Source organism: Halobaculum litoreum, assembly GCF_030127125.1.
In the GTDB taxonomy this organism is placed as follows: domain Archaea; phylum Halobacteriota; class Halobacteria; order Halobacteriales; family Haloferacaceae; genus Halobaculum; species Halobaculum litoreum.
Window position 1 is genome coordinate 434,017 of sequence record NZ_CP126156.1, and the last position, 17,310, is coordinate 451,326.

17 protein-coding genes and 1 pseudogene are annotated in these 17,310 nt (G+C 72.5%); 11 read left to right on the forward strand and 7 right to left on the reverse strand.

Annotation, left to right across the window (positions count from 1 at the left end; all coding sequences use genetic code 11):
* Nucleotides 1–162: 162 nt before the first annotated feature.
* On the forward strand, nt 163–603 hold the full coding sequence (locus tag P0R35_RS02320; protein ID WP_284014679.1) for a 2-keto-4-pentenoate hydratase: 441 nt from the start codon (nt 163–165) through the stop codon (nt 601–603).
* Nucleotides 604–749: 146 nt separating this feature from the next.
* On the opposite strand, the gene P0R35_RS02325 is transcribed toward P0R35_RS02320, so the two are convergent.
* Complete coding sequence (locus P0R35_RS02325; RefSeq protein WP_284013648.1) at nt 750–1,409, reverse strand: O-methyltransferase; 660 nt, start codon at nt 1,407–1,409, stop codon at nt 750–752.
* A 73-nt stretch (nt 1,410–1,482) separates the two neighbouring features.
* Nucleotides 1,483–1,815 (reverse strand): CopD family protein, encoded by a 333-nt coding sequence (locus P0R35_RS02330; protein ID WP_284013649.1) that lies wholly within the window; start codon nt 1,813–1,815, stop codon nt 1,483–1,485.
* Nucleotides 1,816–2,110: 295 nt separating this feature from the next.
* On the opposite strand from P0R35_RS02330, the pseudogene P0R35_RS02335 reads away from it, so the two are divergent.
* The 7 genes and pseudogenes from P0R35_RS02335 (at nt 2,111) to P0R35_RS02365 (ending at nt 10,668) form a co-directional block, all read left to right on the forward strand.
* Nucleotides 2,111–3,791: pseudogene (locus tag P0R35_RS02335) on the forward strand (acyl-CoA mutase large subunit family protein).
* A gap of 58 nt (nt 3,792–3,849) precedes the next feature.
* A complete protein-coding gene (gene mce / locus P0R35_RS02340; RefSeq protein ID WP_284013650.1) occupies nt 3,850–4,236 on the forward strand; it encodes a methylmalonyl-CoA epimerase in 387 nt (128 codons plus the stop codon).
* A 66-nt stretch (nt 4,237–4,302) separates the two neighbouring features.
* Nucleotides 4,303–6,033 (forward strand): o-succinylbenzoate--CoA ligase, encoded by a 1,731-nt coding sequence (menE, locus tag P0R35_RS02345; protein WP_284013651.1) that lies wholly within the window; start codon nt 4,303–4,305, stop codon nt 6,031–6,033.
* A 45-nt stretch (nt 6,034–6,078) separates the two neighbouring features.
* Nucleotides 6,079–6,762, forward strand: a complete 684-nt coding sequence (locus P0R35_RS02350) for a helix-turn-helix domain-containing protein (protein ID WP_284013652.1) — start codon at nt 6,079–6,081, stop codon at nt 6,760–6,762.
* 99 nt (nt 6,763–6,861) lie between these two features.
* The gene (locus P0R35_RS02355) at nt 6,862–8,022 is read left to right on the forward strand and encodes an acyl-CoA dehydrogenase family protein (protein WP_284013653.1); all 1,161 of its coding nucleotides are present in this window, start codon (nt 6,862–6,864) and stop codon (nt 8,020–8,022) included.
* A gap of 232 nt (nt 8,023–8,254) precedes the next feature.
* Nucleotides 8,255–8,659: a ribbon-helix-helix domain-containing protein gene (locus P0R35_RS02360; RefSeq protein ID WP_284013654.1), complete on the forward strand. Its 405-nt coding sequence runs from the start codon at nt 8,255–8,257 to the stop codon at nt 8,657–8,659.
* Nucleotides 8,660–8,940: 281 nt separating this feature from the next.
* Entirely contained in the window at nt 8,941–10,668 is a 1,728-nt protein-coding gene (locus P0R35_RS02365) for a MutS-related protein (protein WP_284013655.1), read from the forward strand.
* Between the two features lie 33 nt (nt 10,669–10,701).
* Here the strand turns inward: P0R35_RS02365 and P0R35_RS02370 are convergent, their stop codons facing one another.
* A complete protein-coding gene (locus tag P0R35_RS02370; protein WP_284013656.1) occupies nt 10,702–11,544 on the reverse strand; it encodes a DUF2797 domain-containing protein in 843 nt (280 codons plus the stop codon).
* Nucleotides 11,545–11,744: 200 nt separating this feature from the next.
* Between P0R35_RS02370 and P0R35_RS02375 the strand changes: the two genes are divergently transcribed.
* The gene (locus P0R35_RS02375; protein WP_284013657.1) at nt 11,745–12,887 is read left to right on the forward strand and encodes a S8 family peptidase; all 1,143 of its coding nucleotides are present in this window, start codon (nt 11,745–11,747) and stop codon (nt 12,885–12,887) included.
* A gap of 58 nt (nt 12,888–12,945) precedes the next feature.
* Nucleotides 12,946–13,299, forward strand: coding sequence for a BsuPI-related putative proteinase inhibitor (locus P0R35_RS02380; protein WP_284013658.1), 354 nt, complete (start codon nt 12,946–12,948; stop codon nt 13,297–13,299).
* A gap of 274 nt (nt 13,300–13,573) precedes the next feature.
* Here P0R35_RS02380 and P0R35_RS02385 read toward each other — a convergent pair whose 3' ends face one another.
* Both P0R35_RS02385 and P0R35_RS02390 read right to left on the reverse strand, forming a co-directional pair.
* Nucleotides 13,574–14,509: an NAD-dependent epimerase/dehydratase family protein gene (locus tag P0R35_RS02385; protein WP_284013659.1), complete on the reverse strand. Its 936-nt coding sequence runs from the start codon at nt 14,507–14,509 to the stop codon at nt 13,574–13,576.
* A gap of 66 nt (nt 14,510–14,575) precedes the next feature.
* Nucleotides 14,576–15,565: an SDR family NAD(P)-dependent oxidoreductase gene (locus P0R35_RS02390; protein ID WP_284013660.1), complete on the reverse strand. Its 990-nt coding sequence runs from the start codon at nt 15,563–15,565 to the stop codon at nt 14,576–14,578.
* Between the two features lie 296 nt (nt 15,566–15,861).
* Between P0R35_RS02390 and P0R35_RS02395 the strand changes: the two genes are divergently transcribed.
* The gene (locus tag P0R35_RS02395) at nt 15,862–16,452 is read left to right on the forward strand and encodes a tRNA (cytidine(56)-2'-O)-methyltransferase (protein WP_284013661.1); all 591 of its coding nucleotides are present in this window, start codon (nt 15,862–15,864) and stop codon (nt 16,450–16,452) included.
* 129 nt (nt 16,453–16,581) lie between these two features.
* On the opposite strand, the gene P0R35_RS02400 is transcribed toward P0R35_RS02395, so the two are convergent.
* Nucleotides 16,582–16,908 carry a transcription factor S gene (locus P0R35_RS02400; RefSeq protein WP_284013662.1) on the reverse strand — a complete coding sequence of 109 codons (327 nt, stop codon included), beginning with the start codon at nt 16,906–16,908 and terminating at the stop codon, nt 16,582–16,584.
* An 82-nt stretch (nt 16,909–16,990) separates the two neighbouring features.
* Nucleotides 16,991–17,245 carry a DUF5789 family protein gene (locus P0R35_RS02405; protein WP_284013663.1) on the reverse strand — a complete coding sequence of 85 codons (255 nt, stop codon included), beginning with the start codon at nt 17,243–17,245 and terminating at the stop codon, nt 16,991–16,993.
* Between the last annotated feature and the right edge of the window lie 65 nt (nt 17,246–17,310).

A 17,310-nucleotide genomic window follows, 5' to 3' on the forward strand; every position in this document is an offset into this window, starting at 1 on the left:
CGGCGACCCCGTCGGCTACAAGGTCGGCTTCACGAACCAGCGCGTCCGCGACGGGCTCGGCGTCGACGAGCCCGCCTACGGCCGCCTGCTCGGGGGACCGTCCGGTCGTCGCCCGCGAGGGTCGCCGCGGACGCGTTCGTCGGCGTCCGCGTCGAACCCGAGATCGCGTTCCGGCTCGCGTCCCCGCTCGCGGCCGACGCGGGCCGCCGGGCGGCGCGCGAGGCGGTCGGCGCGGCGGTCCCGGCGATCGAACTCGTCGACAGCCGCACCGGCTGGTCGTTCGACGCGCCGCTCGCGGTGGCGGACAACTCCCTCGACGCGGGGATCGTCTTGGGGTCCGACGTCGACCCCGCCGGGATCGCCCTCGGCGACGAGTCGGTCACGCTCCGCGTCGACGGCTCCCCCGTCGACTCCGGCGTCGGCGCGGACGTCCTCGGCAACCCGCTGGCGGCGCTCACGTGGCTCGCGGACGCCGTCGACGGCCTCGCGGCCGGCGCGCTCGTCACCACCGGGTCGCTGACGGAGCCGTTCCCGGTCGACGCCGGCGAGACGGTCACCGCGTCGTTCGCGTCGCTGGGCGACGTGACACTCCGCGTCGAGTAGGCGGACAGGCGACACCCGCGGCCCCCGCCACGACCGACGCCGAGCCCGTCGCGCCGTGTCGCACACCCGCCGCACGCGACGGGCCGGGACTCGGGGCACGGTGTGGGTGGGCTCGGCTTCCCGTTCGACCGTTCGCCGCGGGTCACTCAGTCCGTCTTCGTGCTCACCGCCAGTCCGGAGCCGACCGGCAGGACCGCCGTCTCGAAGGCGTCGTCCTCGCGAACCGTGTCGAGGTACGCCGCGATCCCGCGGGTCCGGTCGTCGTCCGCGTCGGGCGCGGCCGCGTCCCCCTCCAGCGCCCGCAGGAGGGCGTCGAAGTCGATGGGGCCGCGCATCACGTTGTCAGCGACGACGACGCCGCCCGGCGCCAGTTTCTCCCGGACGGCACGGAACGCGTCGGCGTACCGCTCCTTCTGGTGGTCGACGAGGACGACGTCGAAGGGGCCGTCGTACCGCTCGACGGTCGCCATCGCGTCCCCGTCCTCGAACTCGCACCGGTCCGCGAGGCCGGCCTCGCGCATGAACGCGCGTCCCCGGTCGAGTTCGTCCGCGTCGAACTCCGTGAGCACCACCCGGTCGGCGCCGCCCCGGAGGAACCACGACGCCGAGTAGCCGAAGCCGGAGCCGAACTCGAAGACGGTGCCGGCGTCGGTGAGACGGGCGAGGAGCCGGAGGACGGCGCCCGACTCGGGGCCGATGTTCGGGAAGTCGTGTTCGCGGGCGAACGCCGCCATCCGTGCCTGTACCTCGGTGTGCCCCGGGCCCGCCGCGCGGACGAACCGGGAGATATCGTCGGAGAGGACCATACTGCTCGGTCGCGGTGCGGCGACTTAGGCGTGGGGCGAGGCCGGCCCGATACGGCGGGGCTCGGCGTCGGCGTTACGCCGAGAGGTAGCCGCCGAGAACGAGCAGGAGCAGGCCGACGCCGGCGGCCGCGCGCAGGAACGTGCCGCCGTCGCGGGCGGCGGTGCGGACCTTCCCCTCGTCGAGCGCCGAGCGGATCCTCGAGCCGCCGACCTCGACGAGCCCGGTCATCACGACCCACAGCCCGAGCATCGTGAGGACGACGTGGCCGCGCGGCGGCGCGAACAGCCCCTCGGCGCCGTAGACGGTCGCCGCCATGTGGCCGCCGGTCGCGAGGAACACGAGGGCGCCGATCCGGGTGATCCACGAGACGCCCGCGGTGATGCTGCCGAGCACTTCCGGGTTCATTTCGCCCGCCTTCGCGAGGGGGGATCACCTTCCACGCGGCGAGCACGACGGCGCCGACCCACAGGCCGGCGAACAGGGTGTGGAACACGTACGCCCCGGTGAGTACGGGATCGAGTTGTAGGGGAGCGACTTGCACGGGCGGTCCCACCCGGGGCAACGACATAAAGCCCGACACGACGGCGCCGACGACCGCGCCGTCTGCGGGCGACCGTCGTCGCGGCCGGTCCCGCCCCGTCGCGAGCGGGGGGTGGGTCTCCCCCCCCCGCTTAAGCCGCGGGCGCGTGTCTGCACGGGCATGTTCGACCCGGACGACCTCGAAGCGATCCGCGAGGGCAAGCGGGAGTGGGAGGAGGAGACCCTCTCGTCGACCCTCGACCGCTTCGGGGAGCGCAAGGAGGCGTTCGACACCGACACCGGCGGACAGGACGTGCAGCGCCTGTACACGCCCGACGACGTGGCCGACCTCGACTACGACGAGGACCTCGGCTTCCCCGGCGAGGAGCCGTACACGCGCGGCGTCTACCCGACGATGCACCGCGGGCGCCTGTGGACGATGCGCCAGTACGCGGGGATGGGCACCGCCGCGGAGACGAACGAGCGGTTCCAGTACCTCATCGATCAGGGCTCCTCGGGGCTGTCGATGGCGTTCGACCTCCCCACCCAGATGGGGTACGACTCCGACGCCGCGATGGCCGCCGGCGAGGTGGGGAAGTCGGGCGTCGCCATCGACTCGCTGGAGGACTTCGAGCGCGTGTTCGACGACATTCCCCTCGACGAGGTGTCGACGTCGATGACGATCAACGCCCCGGCGGCGGTGCTTTTGGCGATGTACGTCGCGGTCGGCGACCGACAGGGCGTCGACCGTGCCGAGCTCCGGGGCACCATCCAGAACGACATCATGAAGGAGTACATCGCGCGCAACCTCTACATCTACCCCCCCGGAGCCGTCGATGCGGCTCATCACGGACATCTTCGCCTTCTGTGCCGACGAGACGCCGAAGTTCAACACCATCTCCATCTCGGGGTACCACATCCGCGAGGCCGGCTCCACCGCCGCCCAGGAGATCGCGTTCACCCTCGGCAACGGCATCGAGTACGTGCAGGCGGCCGTCGACGCCGGCCTCGACGTCGACGAGTTCGCCCCGCAGCTCTCCTTCTTCTTCAACGCCCACAACAACGTCCTGGAGGAGGTGGCGAAGTTCCGCGCCGCCCGCCGGATGTGGGCGCAGATCATGGAGGAGCGCTTCGGCGCGGAGAACCCCAAGTCGAAGCAGCTGAAGTTCCACACCCAGACCGCCGGCTCGACGCTCACCGCCCAGCAGATCGAGAACAACGTCGTCCGGGTCGCCTACCAGGCGCTCGCGGCCGTCCTCGGCGGCACCCAGAGCCTCCACACCAACGGGAAAGACGAGGCGCTGTCGCTGCCGACCGAGCAGTCCGTCCGCACCGCCCTGCGCACCCAGCAGATCCTCGCCCACGAGTCGGGCGCCGCCGACACCATCGACCCGCTCGCGGGGAGCTACTACGTCGAGAGCCTCACCGACGGCATCGAGGCGGAGGCGTTCGAGATCCTCGAGGAGGTCGACACCCGCGGCGGGATGCTCGACGCCGTCAAGAGCCAGTGGGTCCAGCGGCAGATCCAGGACACCGCCTTCGAGCGCCAACGCGAGATCGAGGAGGGCGAGCGCGTCATCGTCGGCGTCAACGAGTTCCGGGTCGAGGACGACGAGCCGCAGATGGACCTCGAGGAGGTCTCCGAGGAGGAGGAACAGGCCCAGATCGACCGCGTGCAGGCGCTGCGCGACGACCGCGACCAGGAGGCGACCGACGCCGCCCTCGCGGGGCTGCGCGACGCGTGTCGGGGCGACCAGAACGTGATGCCCCACATCGTCGACGCGGTGAAGGCGTACGCGACGGTCGGGGAGATCTGCGACGTGATGCGCGAGGAGTTCGGCGAGTACAAGCCCGGGCAGTAGGCGCCGACGGCCCCGCTCGGGACACGGATTTTATCGCCCCGACCGTCGACCTGCCGGTATGCACCTCGACCACGCCGGGATCGCGACCGACGACGCCGCCGGCCTCGCTGCGCTGTACGCCGACCTCCTCGACTGTGAGGTCGTCCACGAGGAGGAGTTCGACGGCATGCGCGTCGTGTTCCTCGCGGTCGGCGACGCCTTCCTCGAACTGCTGGAACCGCTCGACGACGAGGGGACCATCGCCCGCTACGTCGAGCGAAACGGCGCGGGGATCCACCACCTCGCGTTCGCGACCGACGACCTCCCGGCGGCGCTCGCCCGCGCCCGCGACCTCGGCGTCGAGTTGATCGACGAGGAGCCGCGCCCCGGCGCGTGGGGCCACGAGGTCGCGTTCTGCCACCCCCGCGACACCGGCGGGATCCTCGTGGAGTTCGTCGAACACTGACCGGGGGCGGGGGGTCGCCCCCGTCCGATGGAAAGACGGTAGTGGGGGGCGGTCCATTCGAGGCCCATGCGCGATTGGCTCTCCCACCGCGTCGCCGCGACACCGGACGCCGAGGCGCTCGTCGTCGCCGCGACGGGGGAGTCGCTGACGTACGCGGACCTCGACGCCCGCGCGGAGGCGCTCGCCGGCCGGCTCGCCGGCCTCGGCATCGTCCCCGGCGACCACCTCGCCGTCGTGCTCGACAACCGCGTCGAGTACGTCGCGCTCGTCCACGCGGCGATGCGGCTGGGCGTCCGGCTCGTCCTCTGCTCGGACCGCCTCACCGCCCCGGAGCTCCGTCCGAAGCTCGACGCCGCCGACGCGACCGCGGTGGTGTGCGGCGCCGACACCGAGGCGGTCGCCGCCGCGGCGGCGCTCGGCGACGCGGCCGCCGGCGACACCGGATGGAACGAGGACGAGGGGTTCGAGCCCGCCCGCGTCGCCGACGAGGACGCGGACGCGGACGCCGACGGCGCGCGCTCCGTCCCGGTCGTCTCGCTCGACGAGCCCGCCGACGACCGGGTGGTCGACGTCGACGCCGCCCCGGACGGCGCCGTCCCCTCCGTCCACTGGGGCCGCGGCGACCGACTGCTCATGCTGTTCACCTCCGGCTCCACGGGCGAGCCGAAGCTCGTCTCGCTGACGCTGGGGAACGTCCTCGCGTCGGCGACGGCGTCGGCGTTCCGCCTCGGGGTGTTGCCGGACGACCGCTACCTCGCGACGCTGTCGCTGCACCACACCGGCGGCGTGATGCCGCTGTACCGGGCGACGCTGTACGGGACGAGCGTCGTCCTCCGGCGTGCGTTCGACGCCGGCGGCGCCGTCGACGACATCCGCGGCTACGAGGCGACGGGCGTGTCGCTCGTGCCGACGATGCTGTCGCGGATGCTCGACGCCCGCGGCACGCTCCCCAACTGTCTCCGGACCGTCCTGCTGGGGGGCGCGCCCGCCCCCGACGCGCTGATCGAGCGGTGTCGCAACTACTCGGTCCCCGTCCACCCCACGTGGGGGATGACCGAGGCGGCCTCGCAGATCACCACCGCGCGCCCGAAGGAGGCGTTCGACCGCGTCGGCACCGTCGGCCGCCCCCTCTTCTGGACGGACGTGAGCGTCCGCGACGACGAGGGAGCCGAGCTCCCGCCCGGGGAGACGGGCGAGTTGGTGGTGTCGGGACCGTCCGTCACCGCCGGCTACTACGGCGACCCCGAGGCGACCGACGCCGCCTTCACCGACGACGGCCGCCTCCGCACCGGCGACGTGGGGTACCGCGACGAGGACGGCTTCGTCTACGTGCTCAACCGCGTCGACGACCGGATCATCTCCGGCGGCGAGAACGTCGACCCGGGCGAGGTGACGGCGGCGCTGCGGGACCACCCCGGCGTCGCCGACGCCGCCGTCGTCGGCCTCCCCGACGAGGAGTGGGGCGAGCGCGTCGCCGCGCTCGTGGTCCGCTCGGACCCCGACGTGACCGCCGACGCCTTAGAGTCGTTCTGTCGCGAGCGGCTGGCGGGGTTCAAGCTCCCGCGAACGATCGCGTTCGCCGAGGAGCTCCCGCGGACCGTCTCCGGCTCCGTCCGGCGCCCGGACGTGCGCGAGACGCTCGCGGCCGCCGTCGGGGAGCCGGACCGGACGACGGACGACCGCGACGATCCGGCCGTAGAGGCGGACGACGGCGACGACCCGGCTGCGGAGGACGACGGCGCGGCCCCGGCCACGCCCGCCGCCGACCCCGACCCCGACGTCGACGACGAGGAGTAGCCCGGGCCGGCGCTATTTACCCCTGGGGCGTGTCGGGTCGGGGAGATGCCGCGCGCCACCCTCGTCGTCGACCTCGGCCCGGAGTCGTGGATCGGGAGCCTCTCCCGGAGCTACCCGGGCACGGTGTTCCGGCTCCTCGCGGCGATCCCGTTGACGGACGCCGACGGTTCGGGGCTGTTCTCGGTCGCCGCCGAGGACGGCGGGGACCTCGACGCGGTCGTGCGGGACCTCCGGGGGCACGCGACCGTGCGCGACGTCGAGGTGCTGCGCGCCGGCGACGGCGAGCGCCTCGTCGCCTTCGACACGAGCGAGCCGTTCCTCCAGGAGGCGCTGCGGAACGCCGGCGTCCCGTTCGAACCGCCGGTGACGGTGCGCGGCGGCGAGGCGACCCTCTCGGTGACGACGCCGGCCGACCGGCTCTCGTCGCTGGGCGACGCGCTCCGGGCGGCCGGCTACGGGTTCCGGGTGGCGGCCGTCCACCAGCGGATCGACGGGGCGAGCGTCCTCACCGACCGACAGTCGACCGTCGTCGCCCGCGCGGTCGAGGCCGGGTACTACGACACCCCCCGCGAGTGTACGCTGTCGGGGCTGGCCGAGGAACTGGACCGCGCGAAGTCGACCGTGAGCGAGACGCTCCACCGTGCGGAGTCGAACCTCGCGAAGCGGTACGTCTCCGACCGGAGCGCGCTCGCCGGTCTCGGAACCGCCGGCGGCCGCGGCGGCGAGTAGCGGCCGGCGGCGCGCGATCGCCCGTCCGCCTCCGTAAACGCGACTCCCGGGGTTCGCGGTTCCACGGACGTTATGGTCGGGCCGTCCCGAGTGGGGATCATGAACACGGATCTCGGTCTGTTGGACGAGTCGCTGGTTCCCGAGCACGCCCGCGAGGTCAAGCGCGAGGCCCGCGCGTTCGCCGAGGAACACATCGCTCCCGTCGCCGAGGAGCACTTCCGCGCCGACGACTACCCGACGGAGGTGCTGGAGGCGGGTCAGGAGGCCGGCCTCGTCGGGCAGGACATCCCCGAGGAGTACGGCGGCCGCGGCTTCGACATCTACGAGATGCTCGCGCTCGCCGAGGAGTTCTACCGCGCCGACGCCGGCATCGGCCTCACGCTGATGCTCGCCTCCTTCGGCAACGAGTTGGTGTACGACTACGGCACCGACGAGCAGTGCGAGGAGTACGTCCGCCCGGTCGCCGAGGGCGAGCAGATCTCCGGGCTCGCGGTGTCGGAGCCGCAGACCGGCTCCGACCTCGCGGGCATGACGACGAAGGCGGAGAAGGTCGAGGGCGGCTACGAGATCACCGGCGAGAAGTACTGGGTCGGCAACGCCGTCGAGGCCGACTGGCTCACCGTCTACGCGAAGACGGGCGACTCCGACGACCGCTACGGCAACTACTCCTGTTTCATCGTCGAGACGGACCGCGACGGCTACGAGGCCGAGCACATCCCCGAGAAGATGGGGATGCGCGCGTCCAAACAGGGCCACATCGTGATGGAGGACTGCTTCGTCCCCGAGGAGAACCTCATCGGCGCCGAGGGCGGCGGCTTCTACATGCTCGCGGACTTCTTCAACCACGGGCGCGTCGTCGTCGGCGGCCACGGGCTCGGCCTCGCCGCCGCCGCCATCGAGGAGGCGTGGGACTTCGTCCACGACCGCGAGGCGTTCAACCGCTCCATCTCGGACTTCCAGTCGGTCCAGCACGACCTCGCGGACATGCTGACCGAGTTCCAGGCCGCCCGCGCGCTCAACTGGCGGGCCGCCGAGAAGCTCGCCAACCACGAGGACGCCGGCCTGTGGGCGGCGATGGCGAAGCTCAAGTCGACGGAAATGGCCGTCGACTGCGCCGAGCGCGGGATGCAGCTCCACGGCGGCCGCTCGATCCTGACCGAGCGCCGCATCGCCCGCGTGTACCGCGACGTGCGCATCCCCGTCATCTACGAGGGCGCCAGCGAGGTCCAGCGCAACCTCGTGTACCGCCAGAGCAAGTAACCGCGACCGCGAGCGGCCGCGAACCGGCCGGTCGCGGCGACCGAACGCCCCGTGTCGTCCGCCCCGCGCCGTCGGCCGTCCGGGTGTGGGTGTGAATGTCGTCTTTGCGTATCAAATCCAAAATTCGGACGCCTCACGCCCTGTAGTGGACGTTCGTCGGAAGCCGTCTGTCAGGTAACCAAAAGACTCTATATGCGCCGTGCCAACGGGCGGGACGAAGGAGGAACTCGGAATGGCCAAGGACACCGTTCGATACCCGGACAAGGTCGTCGACGAGATCGACTCGCTCGTCGAGGACGGCGTCTTCGAGAGCAAGTCCGAGTTCTACCGGTTCTCGGCGGAGTACGTGCTCGCGCTCGTCAGCGACGACTGGGAGCCGGAGACGTTCAACTACGGGGAGATCCGCGAGGAACTGGACCTGAAGAAGGAGCCGGTGCTGATCGGCGCCGACGGCGGCCGCGACTTCCTCAACGCCGTCATCACCGTGCGCCAACTCGGCCTGCGTAACGACTTCGACGAGGCCGAACAGTTCATCGACGAGAACTACGAGACCACCGACCGCTCGGGGATGATCCTCGAGGAACTGCTGCGGGTGTACCGCGACCGCGCCGAGGGCGGGTCGGGCTCCAGCGCCTGACCGGCCGACCGGGTCGCGGCCGCGTTCGTTCTACGTCCGTCCGTCTACGTCCCGCGAGCGACGGCGTCGGCCGGCTCGGGCGCCTATCCGCGGGGGAGCGGACGCGAACGCACGGCCTCGTCCGCCTCCACGCGCTCGCGCTGCCCGTCGCGGACCGGCTGCTCGCGGAGGGGACGCTCGACCCGGCGGCCGAGCCCACTGACGGATCGGACGCCTGACCTCCCCGGTGCGGCCTCGCCCGGACCGGTACCGTCTACATCCTCCCGACCACACGGTCGCGTATGCGACTGGAACGGTACTGGGGCGTCGGGCCGAAGACGGCGGAGACGCTCGCCGACGCCATCGGCGAGGAGGCCGCCGTCGCCGCCATCGAGTCGGCCGACGTGCGCGCGCTCGTCGAGGCCGGGGTCCCCCGCGGCCGGGCGACCCGCGTCCTCCGTCGGGCGAACGGGAAAGCGGGGATGGAGCTGTTCGGGACGCGCGACGCCCGGGAGGTGTACGACGACCTCCTCGACATCGCGGCGGGCTACGCCGTCACCGACCACGCCGCCGACCGCGTGCGCGTGCTCACGCCGCTCACGAGCGCCGAGCGCCGCCGGGAACGCCTCGACGACGTGCTGGAGGCGCGCGACGCGTGGACCGCCCTCGACGACGACGCTCGCGAGGCGGTGATCGCCGCGTTCGCCGAGTACGACGAGGCCGGCGGCACCGACCGGGCGGCCCTGGAGTGTGCGCTGGCGCTGCGCGCGGCCGGCCTGCGCGGCGGGACGTTCGCCGCGCTCGACGGCGTCGACGAGGCGGCGCTCCGGGAGGCGGCCGACGCGTTGGCCGTGCTCACCGACGACGGCGTCGCCGCGGGCGCCGACGACCGCCTCGACCGCCTCCGCGAGCAGGCGGCCGACGTGCGCGCCCTCGCCGACTCCGCGTTCGGCGTCGTGGAGACCGTCCGCGGGCGCGGCGCCCGCGACGCCGACGCGTTCCGCTCGGCCGTCGTCGAGTACGTCGCCGCCGAGACGGGACTGGACCGCGGCCGCGTGCGCTCGGCCGCCCCCGACGACGCCGTCGACTCCGCCGACTACGTCGGGGGGACGCTGCGGACGCTCGCGGCGGAACTGGAGACGGCCGCGGACGAGCGGGCCGCCGAGGTCCGCGCCGCGCTGGAGGCGGACGTCGACGACGACGACGTCGACGTGGACGGCGTCGCGTCGGCGGTCGCCGACATCGCCTTCCGCCTGTCGCTGGCGCGGTTCGCCGTCGCCCACGACCTCGTCGCGCCCGACCTCGACGGCGACGGCGTCGCCGTGGCGAACGCTCGGAACCTCTTCCTGTCGGGCGACGTCCAGCCGGTCTCGTACGGCGTCGGCGACCACTCGCTCGACGTCGCCCCCGCTGACGACCGCGTCGCCGTGCTCACCGGCGCCAACTCCGGCGGGAAGACGACGCTGCTGGAGACGGTGTGTCAGGTGGTCGTGCTCGCGTCGATGGGCCTGCCCGTCCCCGCGGACGCCGCGGAGGTCGGCCGGTTCGACACGGTCGTGTTCCACCGTCGGCACGCCTCGTTCAACGCCGGGGTGCTGGAGTCGACGCTGAAGTCCGTCGTCCCGCCGCTCGTCGGCGAGGGACGGACGCTGATGCTCGTCGACGAGTTCGAGGCGATCACCGAGCCCGGGCGCGCGGCGGACCTGCTCAACGGGCTCGTCGAGCTCACCGTCGACCGCGGCGCTGTCGGCGTGTACGTCACCCACCTCGCGGCGGACCTGTCGCCGCTCCCCGACGCCGCCCGCGTGGACGGCATCTTCGCGGAGGGGCTCACCGCGGATCTGGAACTGCTCGTCGACTACCAGCCCCGCTTCGGCGTCGTCGGCAAGTCGACGCCGGAGTTCATCGTCTCGCGGCTCGTCGCGAACGCCTCCGACCGCGCGGTCCGACAGGGGTTCGAGGAGCTCGCGGCGGCCGTCGGCGAGGAGGCGGTCCAGCGGACGCTGTCGGACGTCGAGTGGTCGGGGTGAGGCCGCGGCCCGGGGAACGGCGTCCCGGGGCCGTCACCCGAACGCGCCGAGACTCGACTGGAGGTCCCGGTCGCCGCCGCCCTCCTCGAGTTCGTAGCCGACGAGGTCGCGCATGTCGACGGCGTACGTCGTCCCGCGGTTCTCCAGCACCAGCACCCGTCCCTTCGTCCCGACGACCGTCCCGGCGGCGACGGTCTCGGCGACCGGGCGCTCGGCGAGGGCGAGCCCGTAGTCGAACTCGAACGACGCCTCGTAGTCGACGCCGTCGAGCAGGCGCTCCCACGCGGCCGCGTCCACCGCGTCGCCGAGCCCCGCGATCTTCGTCGGGACGCGCACCCGGTCCGGGAGGCCGTCGGCGTCCGGGCGCGGCGCGGCCGCCCCGCCGTCGGGCGCGTCGCGGTCGAGCCCGCGGGCGGCGATCGACGACTCGATCTCCCGGGCGATCCGGCCGTCGTCGACCGTCCGCAGGTGGATCGCCCGGTCGGCGCCCTGCTCGCGCAGGCGGGTGTCGAGGCGCCACTCCCTCGTCACGCCCACCTTGAACACGTCGGGGGCGAACGCCGCGACGTAGATCGCGTGGTCGTCGAAGCAGTCCATCTCGGCTTTCAGGCACGTCCCGGTACACCGCGCGCACACCCACGTCGAGCGGTGGTCCTCGCAGTACGGCGCGGCGTCGTTCCCGCAGGCGACGTGGCCGTCCTCGTGGACGGCGCCCGCGCAGCGACGCTCGCCGAGGCGCCACGAGAGGTCGGTGCCGGGGTCGAGAGCCACCCGGTCGGCGTCGCCGGTCGCGACGCCGGGCGGCGCCGCCGGGTCGGGGGCGCCGTCGCTGACGAACAGCCCGCCGGACGGCGTGTCGTAGCCCACGACCTGCACGGTCGTCCGTAACGGGCCGCGGCGTATATCCGTGTCCCATTCGGCGACGGCCGCCGCCTCGGTCGGTGGACCCGCCTCAAGATTCGTCTCCGAACGAGGATAACCTTAGCGCTCGGACAAGTTACTACTGAATAACTATACAGTAATTTGAATGAGTTTCCATCAGAATTATATGTGGGTGCCACGCCTTCACGTTCGTCATGGTATATCGTGACGGGAAGACGCGACGTGACGTACTGAAGGCGACCGGCGCGGCGGTCGCGACGACCGGACTCGCGGGCATGGCCTCGGCCTCGCCCGGCACCGTCGAGGTGAACGTCGGCTACAGCGCCGACAGCGGCAAGCGAGCCGCGAAGGCGGAGGCCGACGAGGTCGTCCGGGAGTTCAACTTCGACGCGGTGACGATCCGCGTCAACGAGAACGCGATCGAGGGCCTGAGCAGGCGCCCCGACGTGCGCTACGTCGAGAAGAACGGCCGGATGCACGCGCTCGCCCAGCGGACGCCGTGGGGCATCGACCGCACGGACTCGGAGGTCGCCCACGCGAACGGCTCGACCGGCGCGGGCGCCGACGTGGCGATCCTCGACACGGGGATCGACTCCGACCACCCCGACCTGCGGGCGAACCTCGGCTCGGGCCGGGCGTTCGTGAAGGCGCGCGGGAAGTACCAGTACGACTGGGACGACGACAACGACCACGGCACCCACTGCGCCGGCACCGCCGGCGCGGACGACGACACGCAGGGCGTCGTCGGCGTCTCCACCGAGGCGACGCTGCACGCGGTGAAGGTGCTCGACAAGCGCGGCTCGGGGAGCTTCTCCGACATCGCCGCCGGCGTCGAGTACGTCGCCGACCGGGGCTGGGACGTCGGCTCGATGAGCCTCGGCGCCTCCGCCGGCTCGGCGGCGCTGCGCGACGCGTGCCAGTACGCCGTCGACCGCGGCGTGCTCCTCGTCGCCGCGGCGGGCAACTCCGGCCCCTGCACGGACTGCGTGGGCTACCCCGCCGCCTACCCCGAGTGTGTGGCCGTCTCCTCGTCCGCCAGCGACGACTCGCTGTCGAGCTTCTCCTCGACCGGCCCGGAGGTCGACATCATCGCGCCCGGCACGGACGTGTACTCGACGGTGCCCGGCGGGTCGTACGCCACCTTCTCGGGCACATCGATGGCGACGCCCCACGTCGCGGGCGCCGCGGGCCAACTGATGGCCGACGGCTACACCGCCAGCGAGGCGCGCTCGCGGCTGACGAACACGGCCGAGGACCTTGGCCTCGCGTCGAACGAGCAGGGCGCGGGCCTCCTCGACACCGCCGCCGCGCTCGGCTACACGTCCACCGACGACTGATCCGCCCGCGTCCCCGCACGACCCGTACGTTCTTTTCGCTCCGCTGATACGCGTAGGTATGGCCGACACGCTGGCGGCGACGCTGACGGTGACGCCGACCGAGGAGGGCCTCGAACTGACGCTGACGGTCGAGAACGTCGGGGACGACGCCGTCGACTGTTCGTTCGCCGACGGCCAGCGCGCCGAGTTCGTCGCCGTCGACGCCGACGGCGCGGAGGCGTGGCGCTGGAGCGACGACCGCGGCTTCGCGATGGCGCTCGGGAACGAGACGCTCGCGCCCGGCGAGACGGTCGCCTACGACGCCGTCTGGGCGTCGCCGCCCGCGGGCGAGTACGAGGTCACGGGGTCGTTGGCGGCGACCGACGCGGCGGCGTCGGCGACGATGACGGTCGTCGTGCCGGGCGGTCGGTGACCGCGTCGGAACGGGCGACGGGCGGGGCCGACGGGGCGGGGAGGGGACGAACGCGGGGCCCGAACGGGGTCACTCCCCGGCGGGGCGGCCGAGACTGACGGTGCGGTCGTTGATACGGTGCATGGCGGTCGCGACTTCGGCGTAGGTTGCTTGGCGGTACGCGTTCATACTAACGTGTATGCGCTCCGAGTAGAAATAGTTTTTCACGACCGAGTAAACAATTCGTTCGAAGGGTTGACACCCCGTGTGGGGCCCCAGACGCGCGGGCGCGGCCTCAGCGCAGTTCCGCGAGGAGGTCGCGGGTGGCCGCGCGGACGGCGTCGTCGCTGGAGGCCGGCGGCTCCCAGCCCAGCGCAGAGAGCTTCTCGACCGACAGGCGCATCTTCGGCACGTCGCCCGTCCAGCCGCGGTCGCCGCCGGTGTACCTGTACTCGGGGTCGAGCCCCATCTCGTCGGCGACGATGTCGGCGATACGGTTCACGGAGGTCGTCGTGCGCGACCCGAGGTTGTACGTGTTGAGGTCGCGCGCGCCGTGTTCGACGACGTGGCACATCGCGTCGACGCAGTCGGTGACGTGGAGGTACGACTTCTCCTGCCGGCCGTCGCCGAGGATCTCCAGTTCGTCGGGGTCGGCCTGCAGCTTCTGGATGAAGTCGGGGATCACGTTGCCGCGCTGGTACGGGCCGACGATGTTGGCGAAGCGGTACACCCACGCGGTGACGCCGTAGCTCTTGGCGTACGTCGAGATCAGCGCCTCGTCCGCGAGTTTCGACGAGCCGTAGATGCTGATCGGCTCCAGCGGCGCGTAGTCCTCGGGCGTCGGACGGGGCGCCTCGCCGTACACCGTCGACGAGGAGGTGAACGCGAGGTTCGTGACGTCGGCCTCGTCCATCGCCTCGAGGACGTTGTACGTCATCTCGGTGTTCTCCTCGAACAGTCGGCGGTCGTCGTCGAAGTTCGTGTCCGTGTACGCCGCGAGGTGGAACACGACGTCGAGGTCGTCGGTCACGGCCGCCGCGGCGTCGGCCGCGTCGGTGAGGTCCGCCTCGACCACGTCGACGCCGTCGGGGACGCGGTCGCGCTCCCCCTTCGAGAAGTCGTCGACGACGCGTACGTCCGCGCCGTACGCGGTGGTCAGGTGGCCCGCGAGGTGCGAGCCGATGAGGCCGCCGCCGCCCGTGACGAGGGCGGTCGCGTCGGTCAAGTCCATGGCGAAACGGCGGCCGAGCGGGGAAAGTGCCTTCCGGTCGCGTCCGGTCGATCGGCCCCGGAGCCCCTACTCGGCGGTCGCCTCGGCGTCGTCGGCCGCCGCCGTCGCCCCCGTGGCGTCCTCGGCGGCCGCGTCGGCGCCGTCGGCCGCGAGCGGCTCATCGATGCCGAGGAGGCCGGCGCTGCGTTCCCACAGCTCCCGTTGCGCGCGGGGGTCCTGTGCCTCCGTCGAGGGCTTCTTCTCGCGCAGGTCCGCGAAGTAGCGGCCGGTGGTGTCGGCGACGTCGTCGGCGACGGCGAGGTACACCGCGGTGGCGGCGCCGTCGGCGGGCGTCGTCACGAACGGGAGCTTGCCGAGCCCGCCGGCGGCTTTCGACAGCGGCCCCGGGAGGTGCCGGAAGAACCCCGACCCCGGGATGGCCCCGGGGTGGAAGCTGTTGGACGTGACGTCGCGGTCGTGGTCGCGCAGCCGTCGGCCGAGTTCGGCGGCGAACTGGACGTTCGCGAGCTTCGACCGCTGGTACGCCCGCCACGAGGAGAAGTCGTCGAGCGCCGTCACCGCGTCGAGGTCGATCCGGTCCCCGCGGTGGGCCTCCGAGGCGGTCGTGACGACCCGCGCGCCGTCCGCGAGATCGTCGAGCAGCTCCGCGGTGAGCTGGTACGGGGAGAGGTGGTTCACGTGGAAGGTGTACTCGACGCCGAGGTCGGTGAGCTGCGGCTCGCGGAAGTAGCCGCCGGCGTTGTTGATCAGGACGTCGAGGCCGTCGTCGCCGGCCGCCTTCCGCGTCCGGTCGGCCAGCCGGGACACCTCGTCGGGGTCGGCGAAGTCGGCGCGGACGAACTCCGCGGTGCCCTCGTTCACGGCGTCCTCGATCGCGTCGACGACCTCGCCGCCGGCCTCGTCGTCGCGCCCGTGGACGACCACGTGTGCACCGAGTCGGCCGAGTGCGCGGGCCGTCTCGCGACCGATGCCGCTTGTCGAGCCGGTCACGAGGGCGGTACTGCCGACGATCCGGTCGTCGCCGACGCCGGCGACGTCCTCGGGGAACTTCGTCATAGACGATCGGAGGTGTCGGACGGCTAAAGACTCGTTGGCGGCGGCGACCGCGGCGGACGGCGTCGCTCGCTCGGTCTGTGGTCGATGGGCTCGGCCCTCCGGCCCTCGCCGCCGTCCTCCGCGGTCTCGCTCGCTCACGCCGTTCGCTCCGTTCGCTCGGTGTGTGTGTGGTCGATGGGCGGCTCGGCCCTCCGGACCTCGCCGCCGTCCCCCGCGGTCTCGCTCGCTCACGCCGTTCGCTCGCTCGACCGCGCGCGAAGCGAACCGCCCTTACCCCGCGGCGCCGACGCTCCGGTATGACCGACGACGTCGTCGTCCTCCGGTACGGTCACCGCCCGGGGCGGGACGACCGGATGACGACCCACGTGGGGCTGACCGCGCGCGCGCTGGGCGCCGACCGGGTGGTGCTCCCGGACAACGCCGGCCAGTCCGCCGAGACGATCCGCGACATCACCGACCGCTTCGGCGGCCCGTTCGCCGTCGAACTCCGCGACGACCAGCGCGCGTACGCCCGGCGGTTCGAGGGGACGGTCGTCCACCTCACGATGTACGGCGAGCGCGTGCAGGACGTCGAGGCCGACGTCCGCGGCGACTCCGTGGACGCGGACACGCCGCTGCTCGTCGTCGTCGGCGGCGAGAAGGTGCCGTTCGACTTCTACGAGGAGGCCGACTACAACGTCGGCGTCACGAACCAGCCGCACTCGGAGGTCGCCGGCCTCGCCGTCTTCCTCGACCGCCTGTTCGAGGGCGCCGAACTGGAGCGCGAGTGGACCGACGCCGACCGCGTCGTGCTCCCGCAGGAGACGGGGAAGCGGGTCGTCGACCCCGCGACGGCGGCCGCCGAGCGCGACGGCGACGACGGGGACGCCGCGGCCGACGACGCGTAGGACGGTCGACCCGGGGGCGCCGACGGCGCCGGTCGGGCTCGCAGTGTCGCTCGCCGGCGGCCCGCTACGGTCCGCGCGACCGGACCGACCTCGGAGGGGAGTAGCGGCGGGGAACGGGGTCGTCCCGGCTCAGTGGTCGTCCTCGCGCCACTTGTGCCCGCACTCGGTGCAGGTGAAGAAGCGCGTCTCCGACTCGTCGGCCGACCGGATCTGCTTCATCTCGTAGCGCACCGTCCGCACCTCGTCGCAGTCGGGGCACTTCTGTTCGACCGTCGGGCCGATCTCCGACTGGTCCATCTCGGAGACGTCGACGACGGCGCTCCCCTCCTGTCCCTGCGTCGTCGTCATGCCGGCCTCCTTGGCCGCGTCGCGGAGCTCCTCGTGGCCGCACGAGTCGCACACCCACTTCTCGTCGTCCGCCTTCATCATCGAACCGCACTCGTCGCAGAAGTTCATACCGGCCTCGTCGGCCGTCCTCGTACTTAACGTCCGGGGTCTCCGTCCGCCGCCGGATCCCGCCGCCGTCGGGGGGTACCGCTCAGGCGTCGCCCTCGGACTGACCGGGTTCCCCCACCGCCTCGATGGGGAGCGCGGACTGGAGGTCGGTGTACAGGTCCTCGGCGCTGCGGAACTGTTCGCTGGGGCACTCGGAGATGTAGCGGCCGAGGTTGCCCTCGCCGTCGGCGAACAGCACGGTGGTGTCGCCGAACTCGCCGGCGGCGGCCGCGCGGCTCACCGGGTACTCCAGTTCCTCGAACAGCGACTCCACCCGGGACAGTTTGACTTCGGACATAGGTCGTCGATACGCGCCCCGGCCGTATCAGCGTGGTGTCGGATCGCCGCCGACCGGGGATCGGC